The organism is Sphingomonas xinjiangensis (genome assembly GCF_014199255.1).
Taxonomy (GTDB): Bacteria; Pseudomonadota; Alphaproteobacteria; order Sphingomonadales; family Sphingomonadaceae; genus Sphingomonas; species Sphingomonas xinjiangensis.
In genome coordinates, this window is record NZ_JACIJF010000004.1 from 389,698 (window position 1) to 406,503 (window position 16,806).

At 67.1% G+C, this 16,806-nt stretch carries 11 protein-coding genes; 7 read left to right on the top strand and 4 right to left on the bottom strand.

Annotated elements, in window-relative coordinates:
* Positions 1 to 206: 206 nt before the first annotated feature.
* The 3 genes from FHT02_RS09960 to FHT02_RS09970 all read right to left on the bottom strand — a co-directional run bounded on the left by FHT02_RS09960 (position 207) and on the right by FHT02_RS09970 (position 6,595).
* Complete coding sequence (locus FHT02_RS09960; RefSeq protein ID WP_184086978.1) at positions 207 to 3,749, bottom strand: autotransporter domain-containing protein; 3,543 nt, start codon at positions 3,747 to 3,749, stop codon at positions 207 to 209.
* A gap of 267 nt (positions 3,750 to 4,016) precedes the next feature.
* Positions 4,017 to 5,450: a sugar porter family MFS transporter gene (locus FHT02_RS09965; RefSeq protein WP_184086980.1), complete on the bottom strand. Its 1,434-nt coding sequence runs from the start codon at positions 5,448 to 5,450 to the stop codon at positions 4,017 to 4,019.
* Positions 5,451 to 5,539: 89 nt separating this feature from the next.
* Entirely contained in the window at positions 5,540 to 6,595 is a 1,056-nt protein-coding gene (locus FHT02_RS09970) for a LacI family DNA-binding transcriptional regulator (RefSeq protein WP_184086982.1), read from the bottom strand.
* A gap of 175 nt (positions 6,596 to 6,770) precedes the next feature.
* Here FHT02_RS09970 and FHT02_RS09975 point away from each other — a divergent pair, with 175 nt between their 5' ends.
* Positions 6,771 to 7,784 carry a P-loop nucleotide/nucleoside kinase family protein gene (locus FHT02_RS09975; protein ID WP_184086984.1) on the top strand — a complete coding sequence of 338 codons (1,014 nt, stop codon included), beginning with the start codon at positions 6,771 to 6,773 and terminating at the stop codon, positions 7,782 to 7,784.
* Between the two features lie 18 nt (positions 7,785 to 7,802).
* Here the strand turns inward: FHT02_RS09975 and FHT02_RS09980 are convergent, their stop codons facing one another.
* Positions 7,803 to 8,117, bottom strand: coding sequence for an ArsR/SmtB family transcription factor (locus FHT02_RS09980; RefSeq protein WP_343056897.1), 315 nt, complete (start codon positions 8,115 to 8,117; stop codon positions 7,803 to 7,805).
* 168 nt (positions 8,118 to 8,285) lie between these two features.
* On the opposite strand from FHT02_RS09980, the gene FHT02_RS09985 reads away from it, so the two are divergent.
* The 6 genes from FHT02_RS09985 to FHT02_RS10010 all read left to right on the top strand — a co-directional run bounded on the left by FHT02_RS09985 (position 8,286) and on the right by FHT02_RS10010 (position 16,775).
* Positions 8,286 to 8,876, top strand: coding sequence for an alpha-ketoglutarate-dependent dioxygenase AlkB (locus tag FHT02_RS09985; RefSeq protein WP_221239394.1), 591 nt, complete (start codon positions 8,286 to 8,288; stop codon positions 8,874 to 8,876).
* 73 nt (positions 8,877 to 8,949) lie between these two features.
* Positions 8,950 to 12,714: a PAS domain S-box protein gene (locus tag FHT02_RS09990; protein ID WP_184086988.1), complete on the top strand. Its 3,765-nt coding sequence runs from the start codon at positions 8,950 to 8,952 to the stop codon at positions 12,712 to 12,714.
* A 73-nt stretch (positions 12,715 to 12,787) separates the two neighbouring features.
* Positions 12,788 to 12,952 (top strand): hypothetical protein, encoded by a 165-nt coding sequence (locus FHT02_RS09995; RefSeq protein ID WP_184086990.1) that lies wholly within the window; start codon positions 12,788 to 12,790, stop codon positions 12,950 to 12,952.
* 209 nt (positions 12,953 to 13,161) lie between these two features.
* Entirely contained in the window at positions 13,162 to 13,755 is a 594-nt protein-coding gene (locus FHT02_RS10000) for a Pvc16 family protein (RefSeq protein WP_184086992.1), read from the top strand.
* A gap of 1 nt (position 13,756) precedes the next feature.
* A complete protein-coding gene (locus FHT02_RS10005; protein ID WP_184086995.1) occupies positions 13,757 to 14,959 on the top strand; it encodes a hypothetical protein in 1,203 nt (400 codons plus the stop codon).
* A gap of 25 nt (positions 14,960 to 14,984) precedes the next feature.
* Entirely contained in the window at positions 14,985 to 16,775 is a 1,791-nt protein-coding gene (locus tag FHT02_RS10010) for a phage tail sheath family protein (protein ID WP_184086997.1), read from the top strand.
* Positions 16,776 to 16,806 lie beyond the last annotated feature (31 nt).

The window sequence follows — 16,806 nt, forward strand, 5'->3', positions numbered from 1 at the left end:
TACAGCCAACTTAACAGGCCGGTCCACGCCCGCACGCCAGATGCTTGGGCTGCGCATCCGGTCGTCCTCTCGACAGCGCAGGCCAGCACGAGGCAGCAACAGACCTTGCCGGCGAGGAGCCCGAGCCACTCGCGGGTCGCAATCTCTTCGAAAAGGAAAGGGGCCGCCCGCTTGGACAGCCCCTTCCCTCTCCCGTGTCGCCAGGATCAGAAGCGGATGCCCACCGATCCGCGGATGCTGCGGTTCTTCACTTCGTCACGCCAGATCGTGGTTTCCCCTGCGATCGACAGGTCGACGCCCGCCGTTCGCACGGTGATGCCGCCGGAAACCTCGGCCCATTCGCGGTCGGTGCCCGCCAAGCCGAACAGCGCGCCGGGCGTCTGCGATCCCACGAAGTTGGCCAGGAACACGCCCGGACGATCCGCGAAATCATGAACATAGGTGCCGGTGACGAACGGCTTCACGGCCATGTCCCCGCCCGCCAGCGTCAGCCCGCCGCGCAGCTGCTGGCTGTTCAGGTTCTGCCGGCGATAGCGCAGCGCCACTGGGCCGCCCCGCTCGATCGTGTCAGAGAAGTCGACCACGCTGGTGCGCCCGGCGATCCGCGGCGTCAGCGTGAACAGGCTGCTCAGATCCAGTCGGTAGCCGACGCCCACTTCGCTGGTGAAGGCCAACGCATCGTCGTCCGCTTCCAGCCGGTACACGCCGCCGGGAAAGGCCACGGCACGGCGCGTGGTGGTGTCGAACTTGCCGGCACTCATCTGCACGTCGAAGGTCAGGCCACTGCCGACCGGCTGATATTTGCCATACAGCGTTCCCTGGACCAATTGTCCCTCGGCCCGGCTCCCTGCCGCCGCGCCATCGCTGCTCAGGTCGCTATAGGAAAGGGCAAAGCCGATCGCGCTCGCCTCGTCCACCATCTTCTCGATGCCCGCCGCGGCGTACCAGCCATCGAAATTGTCGCGCCGCCCGCCGGTCAGGGCGCTCGGCACCGACTGGCTGTCCCCGTCGATGTAGCCGCCGGCCACGAACGCGCTCATGTCCTCGGGCAGCACGCCCTCCTCCACGCGCATCTGGCCGCCGTCCAGCATCGGCTGCGCGGCGAGGTTGGAACTGGCACTCAGCCCCAGGGACGCAACGCGCAGCGGCTGGCCGAGATGCGCAAGCGTTCCGCCGGTGGCGATCGGGTCCAGCGTCTGTAGCCGGTCGCGGATCATGCCCGACATCGTGTCCACTGCTGCTAGTCCCAAGGCCCGCACTGCCGTCTCGCTGGTCGGCGCGAGACCCTCCAGCGTGCTGCGGATCACCCCGGCGCTCTGGAGGTCGAGCGGGCCGAAGATGCCATCGAACTGGCTGGCATTGCCCCGGTTCTGGTCGAGCAGGCTGGCATAAGCGCCCTGCACCGAGGAGCCACGGTCGATCACGCTGGCATAGCTTGCCGCATCGATCGCCAGCTGCACCGCGTTGGCCGTATAGGTCAGGCGTGGCGTCAGGATCGCGCTGATCGCGCCCAGCGTGTCGAAGCGTCCAGTGACGCCGCCCTCGGCGCTCAAGATGGTCCAGCTCTGATTGGCACGCAGCGCGTTGGTGAAGCTCAGCCCCAGCCGGCCGCCGATATCGGCGCGGCCATTGGTAGGCGTGGTGCCGTTGAACGTCGTCGCCTGCACGCGGATCAGGTCCGATGCCCCGGTGTTCGACAAATCGACCAGATAGGTCGAAGCCGAAGTGAGGATGACGTTGCCTCGGAAGGTCAGCGTGCCGGTGGTGCCCGCCGTACCCGGCGCGATGGTGCCAGCCATGTTGGCGAAGAAGGGCACGTTGAGCGTGCCCGTGCCGTTCAGCCCGCCCGACATCATCAGGTAATCGCTGGTGGTGTTGAGCGTGCCGTTCACCTGCATGGTGCCGGTGATCTGATAGATGTCCATCAGGCTGGTGAGCGATCCACCCGCTGTGATGTCGAGCATCGCGCCGCCGCCGGTCATGGCGAACCGGTCCACCACCACCGCGCTGTTCAGCGTCGTGGTGCCCGTCGCGGACAGCGTGACGTCGTAATAGCGGGGCGCGGTGTTGGTCAGGCGGTCGCCGTCAAAATTGGCGGGCACGAAATTGCTCGCGCCGGGTAGGCCGTTCGCGAGCGTCGGGCTCGGCAGCGCCTGCGCGGCGGCCTGGGCGTTCGGCGACGTCTTGATGAGGCCTTGCGCCGTCCCACCCTCCAGCGTCGCTGCCGACGCGGTGGCTCCGTTGTTGGCGGCTTCTCCGCTCAAGCTGTCGGTGCTTACCGTCGCCTTGCTATTGTCGGCGGCGCCGATCGGCTGAAATCCCAGGATGCGCTCGCCGGTCGCGACGTCATAGCAGTCGCTGAAGCCATCCGATTGGAAACAGGCCTGGCCATAGCCGGGCTGTTCGGTGTTCTGCGCGCCCGGCTCGGTCGGCACGCCGTTCACCAACTGCCGGTTGGCATTCAGTATCTGATAATTGGGATCCAGATTCGAAACCCAGTGCGTCGAGTCGTTCCAGTTGCCGTTCCCCGCCTTGGCGGAAACGTAATGGTACGGGTTGTTCGCCGCGATCCAGTCCCAATACAGGTACAGCGGCTGATAGAAGCTGGCGGTCCCATAGCCGTTATCGGGCGCGCCGTTGAAGAACTGGGTATAGCCGCCCGACAGCACGCCGATCACCAGCTGCCTGGCGAAACCACGGTCGAGGATCAGCGGCCCGCCCGAGTCGCCAGCAGCCGTGGTGCCTTCGTTCGGCGTCGGCTGGTCGCGCCACGCGTTGAAGTCGCGCGGATCCGCTGCCGCCGTACCACGCCGCGGATCATCGAAATCGATCCAATACAGGTTCTGCGGGAGCTCGCCTGATGACGCGCCGAACAGCGCGCCTTCGAATTCGTCGATTGAGGCGAGCGAGCCCAGCATGTTCTCCGCCAGCCGGCGCCGATAATCGCTGCCGGTGGAGCCAGTCGTGCCGGTGCCATTGCGGCCATAGCCCTCGATCACGACATGGTACCCCGTGCCCGCGGCGCCGATCGGGCCTGGGTCCGGCAGTTGCGAAAACAGCAGTGCCCAAGTCGGCACATTTTCCGCCGGCGTGTCGAGCGACGCCACCGCCACGTCGCCATACAGGAAGCTTGCCGCCGCAGGCTCGGTGGAGAGCGGATGATAGGCGACATAGTTCGCGTCATACATGTTGCGCGAAATCGTCGTCGCATAGCGCACGCCGCCTATGCCGTTCAGCCACCCGCCAAAGGCGCTGGCGCCTGGGGCATTGTTGTTGTTCCCAAAGCCGAAGCCGATCGGCTGCCCCCCGGAATTCTCGCCATAGGCGTTGGCGGGCCGATCGTTCACGCAATGTGCGGCGAAGATCACCGTGCGCGGGTTGATCAGCGTGCCGGTGCAGGTACCGATAAAGCCGTTCTGCTGGTCGACGATCATCTGACCGACGCCGGTGACGTTGTTCGGATCCTGCGCCGTGGTCGGCGTGCCCGGGGTGCCGACTACGATCTGCGGCGTGGGTGCGGCGATTACCTCCGGACCGCGCGGCGCATAGGCTTCGCGCAGGCTCTCGTCGCGGTTCAGCAGGGGAGACATGCCGCTCTGCGCGGTGCGCAGCACTTCGTCGGCGACCGGACGGTCGACGGGACCGACGACGTCCTGCGCGGTCGCGGCGGGGCTGAAGGAAAGGCCGAACGCAGCTGCCGAGGTGAGCAACGCGGCGCGGAATGCGCGTGAGTTCCGTACGGTGATCATGAACGTCCCCTGTTCACGAACTGGTCCCCTGCGACCGGTCCGGGGTTCAGGCTATTCCATGCGCGGACGACGTCAAGTGAATAGTCGGCCGATTCATGTAACGGTTCGGGCGTTTACATGATTGTAAACACAAGCGCGAAAGAAACGGAGCCGAAACGAAGCAGCCTTACAATCTTTTCAAAAGTTGATTGTCAATTGTGACGAAGCGTTCCTGCCCATTTGGGCAGGGCCGAGGGCGGCGGGCTCCCGCGCGCCGCCCGCTCCGCTTCACCCTTCCATCGCTTCCAGTTCCTTGCCCTTGGTCTCGTGGATGAACTTCTGGACCAGGAAGAAGCTGATCGCCGCACATATCGCATAGAAGCTGTAGCTGGTGGCGAGCCCCAGCCCGGCGAGCATCACCGGGAAGCTTTGCGCGATCAGGTAATTGGCGAACCACTGCGCGAAGCCGCACACCGCTAGCGCCGAACCGCGCAGCTGGTTGGGGAACATCTCGCCCAGCATCACCCACATCACCGGACCCCAGCTGATGTTGAACAATGCCGAATAGGCAAGCGCCGCGGCGACCGCGACTTTGCCCATGCTGCCCGGCAGCACCAGCGTTTCGCCTTCGATCGTCCCGGTCGAGAATGCATAGACCATGATGAACAGCGTGACCGCCATGCCGGCCGATCCGATCAGCAGCAGCGGCTTGCGGCCGATCTTGTCGACCAGCGCCACCGTGACAAAACAGGCGACGATCGAGATGCTGCCGGAAATGATGTTGATGATCAGCGAGTCGTTCTCGGTAAAGCCCGCCGCCTGCCACAGCGTCGCGCCATAATAGAAGATCACGTTGATCCCGACGAGCTGCTGGAACACCGCCAGCAACAGGCCCGCCCAGACGATCGATCGGATGCCCAGGAACCCGCCCGTGGGCGCGAGAACGTCGGCAAGGCGCGGCTTGTGATCCTTGGAAAAGCTACCCTGGATCTCGGCGAGCTTGAGCGCACCCTGCGTCGTGCCGAACAGCCGGGTGAGCACGCTCAGCGCTTCCTCGTTGCGCCCCTTGGCGACCAGGTAGCGCGGGCTTTCGGGAATGAAGTAGAGCGCGACCAGGAAGATCACCGCCGGGATGCTCTGCATCAGGTACATCCACCGCCACGCCTCGATCCCGAGCCAGAGCGGGTTGAGCGAAGGCACGTCGCCGGCCACGCCGGGCCGCGCCGCCGCGGCGGCGAGGTAGTAGTTCGCGAAGAACGCCGCGGTCAGACCGCTGATGATCATGATCTGCTGGACCGTGGTCATCCGCCCGCGGATGTTCGCAGGCGCGACTTCGGAGATATAGGCCGGCGACAGCACCGAAGCCGCACCCACCGCCATGCCGCCGATGATGCGCGCGATCACGAACAGCGTGTGGTCGGCCACCAGCCCCTGCGCGAGCGCCCCGATCAGGAACAGCACCGCCGACACCCGCATCACGTTGCGGCGGCCCAGGCGGTCGGCGAGCGTGCCGGCGAAGAACGCGCCGATGAAGCAGCCGATCAGCAGCGAGCCGACAGTGAAGCCCAGCCCCGCACTGTCGAGCGCGAAAGCGTGGGTGAGCCCCGGCTGGGTACCGTTCACCGCCCCGCTGTCATATCCGAAAAGCAGTCCGCCGATCGTGGCCACCGCCACGATGGCGCCGATCAGGCCGATATTGGCCCGTTCTGCACTTGCATCCATCCCCTATCCTTCTCGCTGGGCGCCGCGATCGCAACGCCTGTTACCGCTAACGGTGGCTCGCCTGACATCGAAAAGCAAGCTGCGTCGGATCAGGCCGGCGGCGGGCCCGAAGACTCGCGCACGACGAGTTCATGTTCCAGCACCTGTTCCTGCAACCCGTCGCCGCCATCCGCCCGGCGATCGGCACGGATCCGCGCCAGCAACAGGTTCAGCGCAGCCTCGGCCATCGGCGCGATCGGCTGGCGCACGGTGGTGAGTTCGGGCCACACCGTGGTGGCGAGCGAGGTGTCGTCGAAGCCGACGATGCTCACATCCTGGGGCACGTGCAGTCCGCGGCGATGCGCCACGCCGACCGCCGCCGCCGCCATGTCGTCGTTGCTGGCAAAGATCGCAGTGGGCCGGCGGCGCGCATCGAACAGCCGCTCGGCCGCATCGATACCCGATCGGAACGTGAAATCCCCCTGCTCCACCGGCATGATGCCCGCGTCGATCCCCGCCGCCTCCAGCGCCGCAGCAAAGCCGCGAAATCGCTCCGCGCTCGAGGCTTGGTTGGGATTGCCCCGGATGAAGCCGATCCGGCGGTGACCCAGATCGAGCAAGTGCCGCGTCATCGCGGCCGATGCACCGAAATCGTCGATCCGCACATTGAGGCCCCCTTCGCCCGGCAGTCCCATCGCCACAGACACCCATGCGATATCCGCGGCCTCCAGTTCGTCGCGCACCGCCGCCGATTCCGACAAAGGCGGCGGCAGGATCACGCCGCCGACGCTGGTCGCCGCGAACTGGCGCGTCGCCTCTGCCTGCTCCTCGGGGGTTTCGCCCTCGCACACTTCGAGCACCAGGTGGCAGCCGGCCCGGCGCGCCGCCGCCAGCGCGCCGATCAGGAACTGCGAAAGATATGCCGCCGAGGGATTGGAATATAGCAGCCCGATCTGCACCGCGTCCCCCGCCGCCAGGCTGCGCGCGGCACTGTTGGGCGAATAATTGAGCTGCGCAATGGCCTGAAGCACTGCCTCGCGCGTGCTTTCCCGCACATTGGTGCCGCCGTTCACGACCCGCGACACCGTCATCGCCGAAACCCCGGCGGCGCGCGCGACATCCTGCACCGTCGCGGTCCCGCGGCTTCTGCGATTAGGCTTGATCATCCTGCCCCCTTGAACGTCGGCCTAACTCGCCGGAATGCGCAGCGCAACGCCAGAGGCGCGCAGCGGATCGCACCCACGGCGGAGAAGCCGTGTGCAGCAACGCATCAGCCGCCGTTCAGAAAACAGCTGCCAGCAACGGCCCGAAGGCGATAGATGGGGCCAGGAGGAGATGCAGATGGCGGCAGGAGCCGAAACCGAGTCAGCGCTGCTCGGGTCGTTGCTCGGCGAACCGAGCATCGACTTCCCGATCCTGCGTCGCACGGCCGATGCACTCGGCGCATCGCATGCGGCAGCGCCGCGTGACGCGGCCGCACCGTTCCTGAACCATCTGGCGTCGCTGGCGCGCCTTCCCGTGCAACAGGCCGAATTGCAGCGGCAGGCCGATCATCTCAAGCGCCGCGCGCAGACCGGCCGCGTGCGTCAGGGCGCGGACGGCACCGGCGAGGACGTGCTGTTCGGCCTCGCCCGTGCGGGTGCGGTGCTGCTCGCCCACAATTTAGCGCAGGAAGCCAGCGTGCTCGCCAACCGCTATCTCGACGTGCATCCGCAAGGGTCGACCGGCTGGGCGATGCTGCCGCTGTTCGTGTCGCTGCACGCCGGCGCATCGGGGAACGCGGCGCTTGCCGAGGGGATCCTGCGTCCGAGCGCCGCGCAGCTGATTGCCGTGGGCGGGCTGTCGGGCACCGGCAAATCCACGCTGGCCCGGTTGCTGGCGAGCCGTTCGGGCCGGCCGCCCGGCGCGCGGGTCATCCGCTCCGACGTGTTCCGCAAGCGGCTCGCGGGTGTCGCCCCCGAAGCGCGCCTCGCCCCGTCGCACTATACGCCGCGGAATGACCGTGACACCTATGAGGCGTTGTTCCAATCGGCGGACGATCACCTCGCCTGCGGGTCATCGGTCATCCTCGACGCGGTGTTCATGAACCGCAGCGAGCGCGATGTGGCGCACGCGCTGGCGCTCAAAGCGCGTGTCCCGTTCATCGGCATCTGGCTGGAAGCGCCCGAACGCGACCGGATCGAGCGTGTCACCGTCCGGAGGAGCGACGCGTCCGACGCGTCGGCAAGCGTCGTGCGCGAGCAGTCGCGGCGACCGGTCGGCGAGCTGTCCGCCTGGCACCGCATCCGCACCAATCGGCCGCTGGAGCTGATCGTCGCCGCCGCGCGCGGTGCGCTGGAGCGCAGCACCGGCTGAGGTCAGCCGGAAGCGGGTCTATGCGGCGATTTCAGCCGGTGCTTCGGCGCAAAACAGCCCGTGGAGCGATTCGAGCATCCCGCGTGCTTCCGCGCTGGCCAGTGAATAGAAGATCATCTGTCCGGCGCGGCGCGCACTGACCATGCCTTCGCGCCGAAGCAACGCCAGCTGCTGCGACACGGCGGTGTCTCGCGCGCCCGTCAGCTTGGCGAGTTCGCCGACCGATTTCTCCCCGTCCGTAAGGTGGCATAGCAGCAGCAAGCGGCTTCTGCCGGAAAGGGTCTTTAAGAAGATCGACGCCCGGTCGATCTGCGCAATCATTTCGTCCTTCACGCCCCATGGCTATGCCCGAACTCACCGGGTTGCAACCCGCGAAAGGGGGAATAAACCTGGATAATCATTTATTCCCGATTACTTAGCCGCCCCCTCCTCTTAGACATGAACTGGAAACAGGAACGAGTGCTGTGGCGCAACATAAGTTAAACGCACATGACCCATGACATGCCCGATCTATTTGAAAGCACCTTGCCGCCGCCATGGCTGCACTATGCACCCGATGTCGTCGATGCGGACGAAGCGCTGGCACTGATCCATGCCCTTCGGCACACCGCGCTGACTCCGTTCCGCTTTCAAGGTTGGGTCGGCCGCCGGCTGACGGCCAGCTTTGGCTGGCGTTATGATTTCGACAAGGGCCGTTTGGGCCAGACGGTGGCGATACCCGATTGGCTGTTGCCGCTACGCGATCGTGCCGCCACGTTCGCCGGCGTGCGCCCGGACGCTTTGGTCCAGGCACTGCTCATCCAATATGATCCCGGCGCCGGGATCGGGTGGCACAAGGATCGGCCGGTGTTCGAGCATGTCGTCGGCATCTCGCTGGGACATGCGGCCACCATGCGGTTCCGCCGCCGGCGCCCGGGCGGGTTCGACCGGAGGACCGCCTTGCTGGCGCCACGGTCGGTCTATCATCTGTCCGGCGAAATCCGGCACGACTGGGAACACAGCATCGTGCCGATGGAGGTTCCGCGCTGGTCGATCACCTTCCGCAGCCTCGCGGGACGGCGCGATGGCGGGGATTCCCGGGTGCGTGAATAGGCACTGGAAGCGCACAACAATGGCTGTATGGTCCCCGCGGCCGGGGGGCTGTGGATCGGACAAAAAGAACGCGATGACCGGCTTGAGTGCGGATTTTCTGGCAGGTGGTGGCGAGATGGGCGCGCGTATCCGCGCGCTCGATTGGACGAACCAGCCGCTGGGACCGCCGGAGGGCTGGCCGGCGCCGCTGCGCGCCATGACGCGGCTGATGCTCACCACGCAGCACCCCACGCTGGTGCTCTGGGGTCCTGAACTGCACAGCCTGTACAATGACGCGCTCGCCCAATCGCTTGGGCCGGAAAAGCATCCCGCGCTGCTCGGTGCCCCCGCACCACAGATGCTGGCGGACTCCTGGAGAACGATCGGCCAGGACGTGCGGGCCGTGCTCGCGGGCGAAGGGTCGGTGTTCCGGGAGGACCAGCCGGTCGCGGTGCGCCGAAACGGGGGGATGGAAGAAGCCCACTGGACCTACAGCTTCAGCCCGATCGAAGATGCCGGCGGCATCGCCGGCGTGCTGGGCTTGTGTACCGAAACCACCGGGCGGGTACAGGAACATGCCCGCCGCGCGGCAGAGCGCGACCGCCAGCACCGCATGTTCGAACAAGCGCCCGGCTTCATCATGGTGACGCACGGCCCCGAACATCTGGTGGAATTCGTCAACGACGCGCACTGCACGCTGTTCGGCAGCGAAGACTGGGTCGGGCGGACACTGCGCCGCGCGTTCCCGGGAGACGACGGCCAGGAATTCCTGGAACAGATCGACCTGGTCTATGAAACCGGTGAAGCTTTCGCCGCCGAGGGTGCTGCCGTCCATTATCGCCGCACGGAAGGTGGCCCGGAGGAAACCCGCTACCTCACCTTCATCTTCGCGCCGCTGCACGATGGCACGGGTCAGGTGACGGGCGTGTTCTGCGAAGGCTTCGACGTCACCGAAGCCCGACAGGCCGAGCGCCGCCACGCCGTTCTCGCCGAGCTCGGCGACCGGCTGCGCCAGTTGGACGATCCCGAGGAGATTGCCTTTGCCGCCGCCGAAACCTTGGCGCACGCGCTCGCTGTCGACCGGGCCGGCTATGGTACTATCGATACAGCTGCCGAAACCATCACGATCGCGCGCGACTGGAACGCGCCAGGCGTGCGGAGCCTGGCCGGCACGCTGCGCTTGCGGGATTATGGCAGCTATATCGAGGATCTGAAGGCCGGGCGCACGGTGGTGGTGCCCGACGCTCGGCTCGACCCACGCACTGCCGCCACCGCCGCCAGCCTGGAAGGCATCAGCGCCCGCGCCTTCGTCAACATGCCGATCACCGAACAGGGCGGCTTCGTTGCACTGTTGTTCCTCAACCATGGCGATGTCCGCGCTTGGTCGCCCGAAGAACTCAACCTGATCGGCGACGTGGCCGAGCGGACCCGCACTGCGGTCGAGCGGCGGCGCGCGGAGCAGGCACTGCGCCGGAACGAAGCGCGGCTGCGTTTCCTGGACACCCTGGCAACCGCCGCCGCGCAGGCGCGCGACGCGGACACGGTGATGGCAGTCACCACCCGCATGCTGGGCGAGCATCTGGCGATTTCCGACTGCGCCTATGCCGACATGGAACCCGACGAGAACATGTTTAACATCCGCGGCGACTGGCACGCCGCGGATGTGGCGAGCATCGTCGGGCGCTACAGCCTGGAAAGCTTCGGGTCGCTCGCGGTCGCGAACCTCCATGCCGGCAGGCCGCTGATCGTGAACGACAACATTGCCGAACTTGGCGAGGATGGCGCCCAGGCTTTTCTCGATATCGGCATTCGCGCGACCATCTGCATGCCCTTTCTGAAGGAAGGCCGCCTCACCGCGCTGATGGCGATCCACGACTCCAAGCCGCACCGCTGGAGCGGCGAGGAACTGGGGCTGCTGCGCGAAGTGACCGCGCGGTCCTGGGCGCATATCGAACGCGTCCGCGCAGAGGCCGCGTTGCGCGAAAGCGAGGCGCGGCTGCGCCTGGCGATGGAGGGCGCACGGATCGGCACCTGGGATTGGAACCTGCAAACGCGCCAGGGCACCATGTCCCCCCGCGCGGCGGCGATGATCGGTGCGGAAGCAGGCGCTGTTGTGACGCCCGAGTTGGTCTTCCGCCTGCTCCACGCCGATGATCGCGAATGGGTCATCGCCAGCTATCGCCACTCGATAGCGACCGCAGAGGAATTCTCCGCCGAATACCGCATCTGCCGCGATGACGGATCCCTGTGCTGGCTCTCCGCGCGCGGGGTGGTGCAGCACGAAGCCGGCGTGCCGCAGCGCATCACCGGTACGGTGCGGGACGTGACCGCGCGGCGCCAGGCGCAGGAATCGTTGCATGCGCTCAACGACACGTTGGAGCAGCAGGTCGCGGAGCGCACTGCCGAGCGTGACCGGATGTGGCGCTTGAGCGGCGACTTGTTCCTCGTGATCGGCCTGCGCTGGGATGTGCGCGCGGTGAACCCGGCGCTCACACCCCTGCTCGGCTACCGTCCCGAAGAGGTGCTGGGCGATCGCTTCAGCCGGTATTTCCACCCGCATGATCTTCGTGCGGTGGCAGCCGGCATCCGCGCCGCCGCGCGCGGACCGGTGCGCGGTGTGATCGGGCGGGTGCGGGCCAAGGATGGCAGCTGGCGCCAATTCGCCTGGAGCGCCGCGCCGGCGGGTGGTGAGGCCTATGTCATCGGTCGTGACGTGACGGAGGAACTGGAACAGCGCGCCGAGCTCGAACGCGCCCAGGAAGCGCTGCGCCAGTCGCAAAAAGTGGAATCGCTGGGCCAGCTGACCGGTGGCGTCGCGCATGATTTCAACAATCTGCTCACGCCGATCATCGGCGGACTCGACTTGCTTCGACGCAACAAGAACAGCCCGCGCGAACAGCGGCTGATCGGCGGTGCGCTGGAATCGGCCGAACGCGCGCGCACGCTGGTGCAGCGGCTGCTCGCCTTTGCCCGCCGTCAGCCGCTTCAGCCCGGCCCGGTGGACCTTGCCGACCTGATCGTCGGGCTCGAAGCGCTGATCGCCAGCACCTGTGGTCCGCAGATCGAAGTGGTGCTGACAATCGAGAACGAATTGCCTGCCGCACTGGCCGATCCCAATCAGCTCGAAATGGCGCTGCTGAACCTTAGCGTGAACTCGCGCGACGCCATGGCTGAGGGTGGTCGGCTCACGCTGGCGGCGCGCACGGCGCAGATCGGGCATGGCCATGAAAGCGGACTGGCGCCGGGTGCCTATGTCAGCCTTTCGGTGACCGATACCGGATCGGGCATGGACGCCGAAACGATGGTGCGCGCGATCGAACCGTTCTTTTCCACCAAGGGCATCGGCAAGGGTACCGGGCTGGGCCTGTCGATGGTTCATGGTCTGGCCCTCCAGCTGAACGGGTCGATGCAGCTGCGCAGCGCGCCAGGTGCGGGCACGCAGGTCGAGCTGTTGCTGCCGGTCGCGGAGGGGCGCCCCGAAGCGCGCAGCGAGGGGGTTGCCGAGCACACGGGCGATGCGACTGGATTGGTGCTGCTGGTCGATGACGAAGCGGGCGTACGCGCCTCCACCGCGGCGCTGCTCGGCGATCTGGGCTATAGCGTGGTGGAAGTGGAAAGCGCTCATGACGCGCTCGCTTTCCTCCAGACCACGCCTGCCGATTATGTCGTCACCGACCATCTGATGCCCGGCATGACCGGCAGCGAGCTGGCGCATGCGGTCCGCCATCTCCATCCCGGCACGCGGGTGCTGATCGTGTCGGGCTATGCCGAACTCGACGGCATCTCCCCCGACCTTCCCCGCTTGGCCAAGCCGTTCCGCCAGGACGAGCTTGCCGTCAGCATGGCCGCGCTGCACTGACGCCACCGGCGTTTTCTCCGGCGATTGATCCGTGATGCCCGGCTCGCCACTCGCAACGCCTAGGTCCGGATGGATGAAGGACTGCGACGCGCCTCCGCTGAAACGCTCCGACACCTTGCGGGCCGCCTCGCTGGCGCTGGTGGAGCGGTCCAGCCGGGCTCGCGAACGCAGCCACGAACTCAAGCAGCGCAGCCGCATGCTGGCCGAACGGCGGCGCGTGGCGCTCGGCACTCCCTGATCCGGGGCTTGCTCCGGATCGGAGTGAATTGCCGCTGCCGCCTGCCAGTAAACGCATCGAAACCGGTGCAACCCCCGCAATGGTTGTCTTGTGCATGGCCGCTCGTCGGTTAGGCTGACCCCAGTACCGCGTAGTCGAGTCTCAAGTTTCCGCATCGATGCGGCACTTGTCCGTCAATACTCATGCCGTTTGGGGGAAGATCCTGACCCATGGTCATGATCAATGAAATCCTTGCGTCCGTCCGCGACACGCTGGAGTCCGCGCTTCAGGCGGGACATTCGCGCGACGAGGACTGGCTGCGCCTCACCAATTTGGGGGCGCCCGATGGCAGCGCGGCCACGGACCTCAACAACAGCATCGTCATGACCGTCGCCGCGTTCCAAGTCGATGCCAGCCTCGGCGCCTATCAGATGCCGCGCCTCGGCACCGGCGACAGCTTCGGCATGGCCAGCGCACCCTTGTTCCTCGACACTTATGTGCTGTTCGTGTCCTGCTTCGCCGACGCGGCCTATGCCACCGGGCTCGCCGCCCTGTCGCGGATCATCCAGTTCTTCCAGGAACATCCCGTCTTCGACGGCGCGCATGCGCCCGACATCGACGCGCGCATGGGGCCGCTCGCGATCGAATATGCCAGCCTCGATTTCGCGCAGGCGAGCCATCTCTCCTCCTTGGCGGGGCTTAAGGGCCAGCCCTTCCTCCTCTACCGCCTGCGCCGCCTGCCCTTTGCCGGACCCGCGATCGCCGACGTCGCGCCCGCCGTCCGCCGCGCGCCGCCCGCCGCGCTGCTCCCGGCAGCGACCTGAGATGGCCGCGACTCTCTTCGACCGCCTCGCCCAGCTGCGGCTCGGCGATCTGGCCGCGCCCGAACCCGCAGCGTGCGACGCGCAGGCAGGGATGGCCCGTATGCTGGGCGCCGCGCCCCCCGCTCCTCCGCGGGCAAGTCCCCCGCCCCCGCCGGCGGAAGACGCCGCGCAGGGAAGCTACCGCCCCTTCGCCTCGGTCGACATCCGCCACGGCTTCTACAACCGCACCAGCGGGACCTGTAGCGACATCGCGGTCGAGCCCACGCCCGAAACGCGGCGCCGGCTCACGCTGTTCGGGCTACTCGCCCGCCCGCGCATCGGCGGGATCGATTTGTTCTGGGACGCCGCGGTCCGTGCCCAGGCGCACGCCCTGCTCGCCCCCATCGCCGCGCGCGACGGCGCGATCTCCGCCGAGATCCAGGACCGCCTGTTCACCCCGCCGCTGCTCTTCGCGTGCAACGTCGCGAACCCGCGCTTCGCCAACTTTACCGATCTGCCGACCGACTTTCGCGTGGGCGATCCGCCGCTGCTGCTGTCCACTCGCCGCGCCGACAAGACCGCCATCGCCGTCAATTGGCGCCGTCTGGTGCGCCGCCAGAGCCTGTTGCTGTGCGGCGGCATGGAAGTGCGCGACGCCGTGGAAGCCGAAGCCGATCCGGACGCGGAGGAGGCGATGCTTCCCGCGCTCCACCCCGCCGACCGCGAGCGCCAGGCGCTCTATGCCCGCGCGCAATGCTTCGCCATGCTCGAGTTCCACTTAGTCGCCAAGCGCGCGGCCGAAGGTCCGGCGACTCTGGTGTTCGACCCCGCGCCTGCGGACGGCCACAGCTTCTTCCGCCCGGTCCGCTACACGGTGGACTTCGCCGCCCGCCCGACCCGCTGGCGCTATCTGGTGGCGGGGCGCGGCGCGCCGATCGCCCCGGACAGCCTGCGCGTCGTCACCCGCGACGGCACCGACGCGGGCTTCGTGCTCGACGGCGCACCGGTGATCCTGCCCGATGGCCGCGCCGCCGCCTGCCTCAGCGCCCGCGATCCGCGCCCGCTGCTCGCGCGGACGCAGGCGGAGCTTCGCCTGGAGGGAAAGCCCGCCGCCGGCCGCGCGCGCAGCCGCATCCTGGTCGATCGCCTGCCGGGCCCAACGCCCGAACGCATCCTGCCCACCGCCGGCGGCGCGCCGCGCTCCGACATCTACGTGTTTCTCTGATCAAGTCTCAAAAAGGGGAAGAACCATGGCCACCCAGTACAAGACACCTGGCGTCTACATCCAGGAGCCCGACAGCTTCCCGCCCTCCATCGTCGGCGTGGAGACCGCGGTCCCCTGCTTCATCGGCTATACCGAATTCGCCGTCGACACCGACAAGCGCGACCTGCTGCTTACCCCCAAGCGCATCGAATCCATGGCCGAATATGTGCAATGCTTCGGCCGCGGCAGCGCCCAGAAATACTTTCTCGCCGCCACCGCCGACGCCGACAATGATGGGCAGCCCGATGACCGGCCCGACGACAGGCTCAACCGCAACTGGGGCCTGGTCTCGCTCGACGGGCGGACCAGCTACACGCTGGTTCAGCAGGGGCGAACTGCGCTCAACCTCTATAACAGCATGCGGCTGTTCTACGCCAATGGCGGCGGTCCGTGCTGGGTGATCTCGGTGGGCGGCTATGTCCGCGATGGCCAGCCGACCACGCCCGATCCGCAGGACTTTCTGGATGGCCTGGCGGTCGGTGAAAGCTTTGTCGGGCCCACCATGGTGGCGATCCCCGACGCGATGCAACTGGCCAACCAGGCGGATTTCAACACCGTCACTGCCCAGATGCTGCGCAGTTGCGCCAAGACCGGCGACCGGATGGCGCTGCTCGATGTGTGGGGCGCCAACACCATGACTCCGCGCGACGACTGGAAACCGGCGGTGGAAGCCTTCCGAACCGGGGTGCGGCAGGTTCCGCAGGAAATGTGGCGCTTCGGCGCGGCCTACTTCCCGCCGCTCGCCACGTCGGTGGTGCCGACCAGCGAGATCGACATTTCGAATTTCGCGGTGGACGACGCCAACGCCCCCAACCGCGCGGTGCTGCAACAGGCGCTCTATAACGTGCTGACCCTCACTTATCCCGCGCCTCCGCCAAAGGCGCCCGCCGGCGATGATGCAGGCAAGCCAGACGGGACCGAGACCAAGGCGACCGATACTGGCTCCACCAAGCCCGCCGACACCGGCGGCGGGGCCCCCGGCTCCACCGCGCTCAGCCCGGCACGCCTCAGCGACAAGGGCGTCACCGTGCTCAACAGCTATGTGAACGCCATCGGCACCTCGGTCGACGTGCTGCCCGCCCCCGCCACCCAGGGCGGCGTGGCCGCGGGCATCACTCATAAGCAATTGACCGCCGCGCTCACCGCCACCGTGCCCGGCTTCCAGAACCTGCTCACCGCCATCGCCGCCACCCAGGGGGTGCTACCGACCAGCGGCGCGATGGCCGGCGTTTGGGCCAGCAACGACGCCACCCGCGGGGTGTGGAACGCGCCGGCCAACACCGGCATCGCCACGCTGGTCATGCCCAAGCTGCCGGTGGCGGGGGATCAGCAGGACGATCTGAACGTGCCGGTGCAGGGGCTGGCGGTGAACGCGATTCACACCTTCCAGGGGCGCGGCAGCCTGATCTGGGGCGCGCGCACGCTCGACAGCCAGTCCAACGACTGGCGCTACATCCAGGTGCGCCGCACGATGATCTATGTCGAACAATCGGTGAAGCAGGCGCTCGACGCGATGGTGTTCCGCCCCAACACCGCCCAGACCTGGGTCACCGTAACCTCGATGATCGAAAGCTTCCTCCACGGCCTCTGGGCCTCGGGTGGGCTGATGGGGAACGCCCCGGCGCAGGCGTACAATGTGGTGTGCGGCCTTGGCAGCACCATGACGCCCGACGACGTGCTGAACGGCGTCATGCGGGTCCAGATCACGCTTCAGATGGTCCGCCCGGCCGAATTCATCCTGCTCACCTTCAAGCAGCAGATGCAGGCCGGCGGCTGAGGCGCGGCCCGCCTTCCCCACCCCTTTTTAG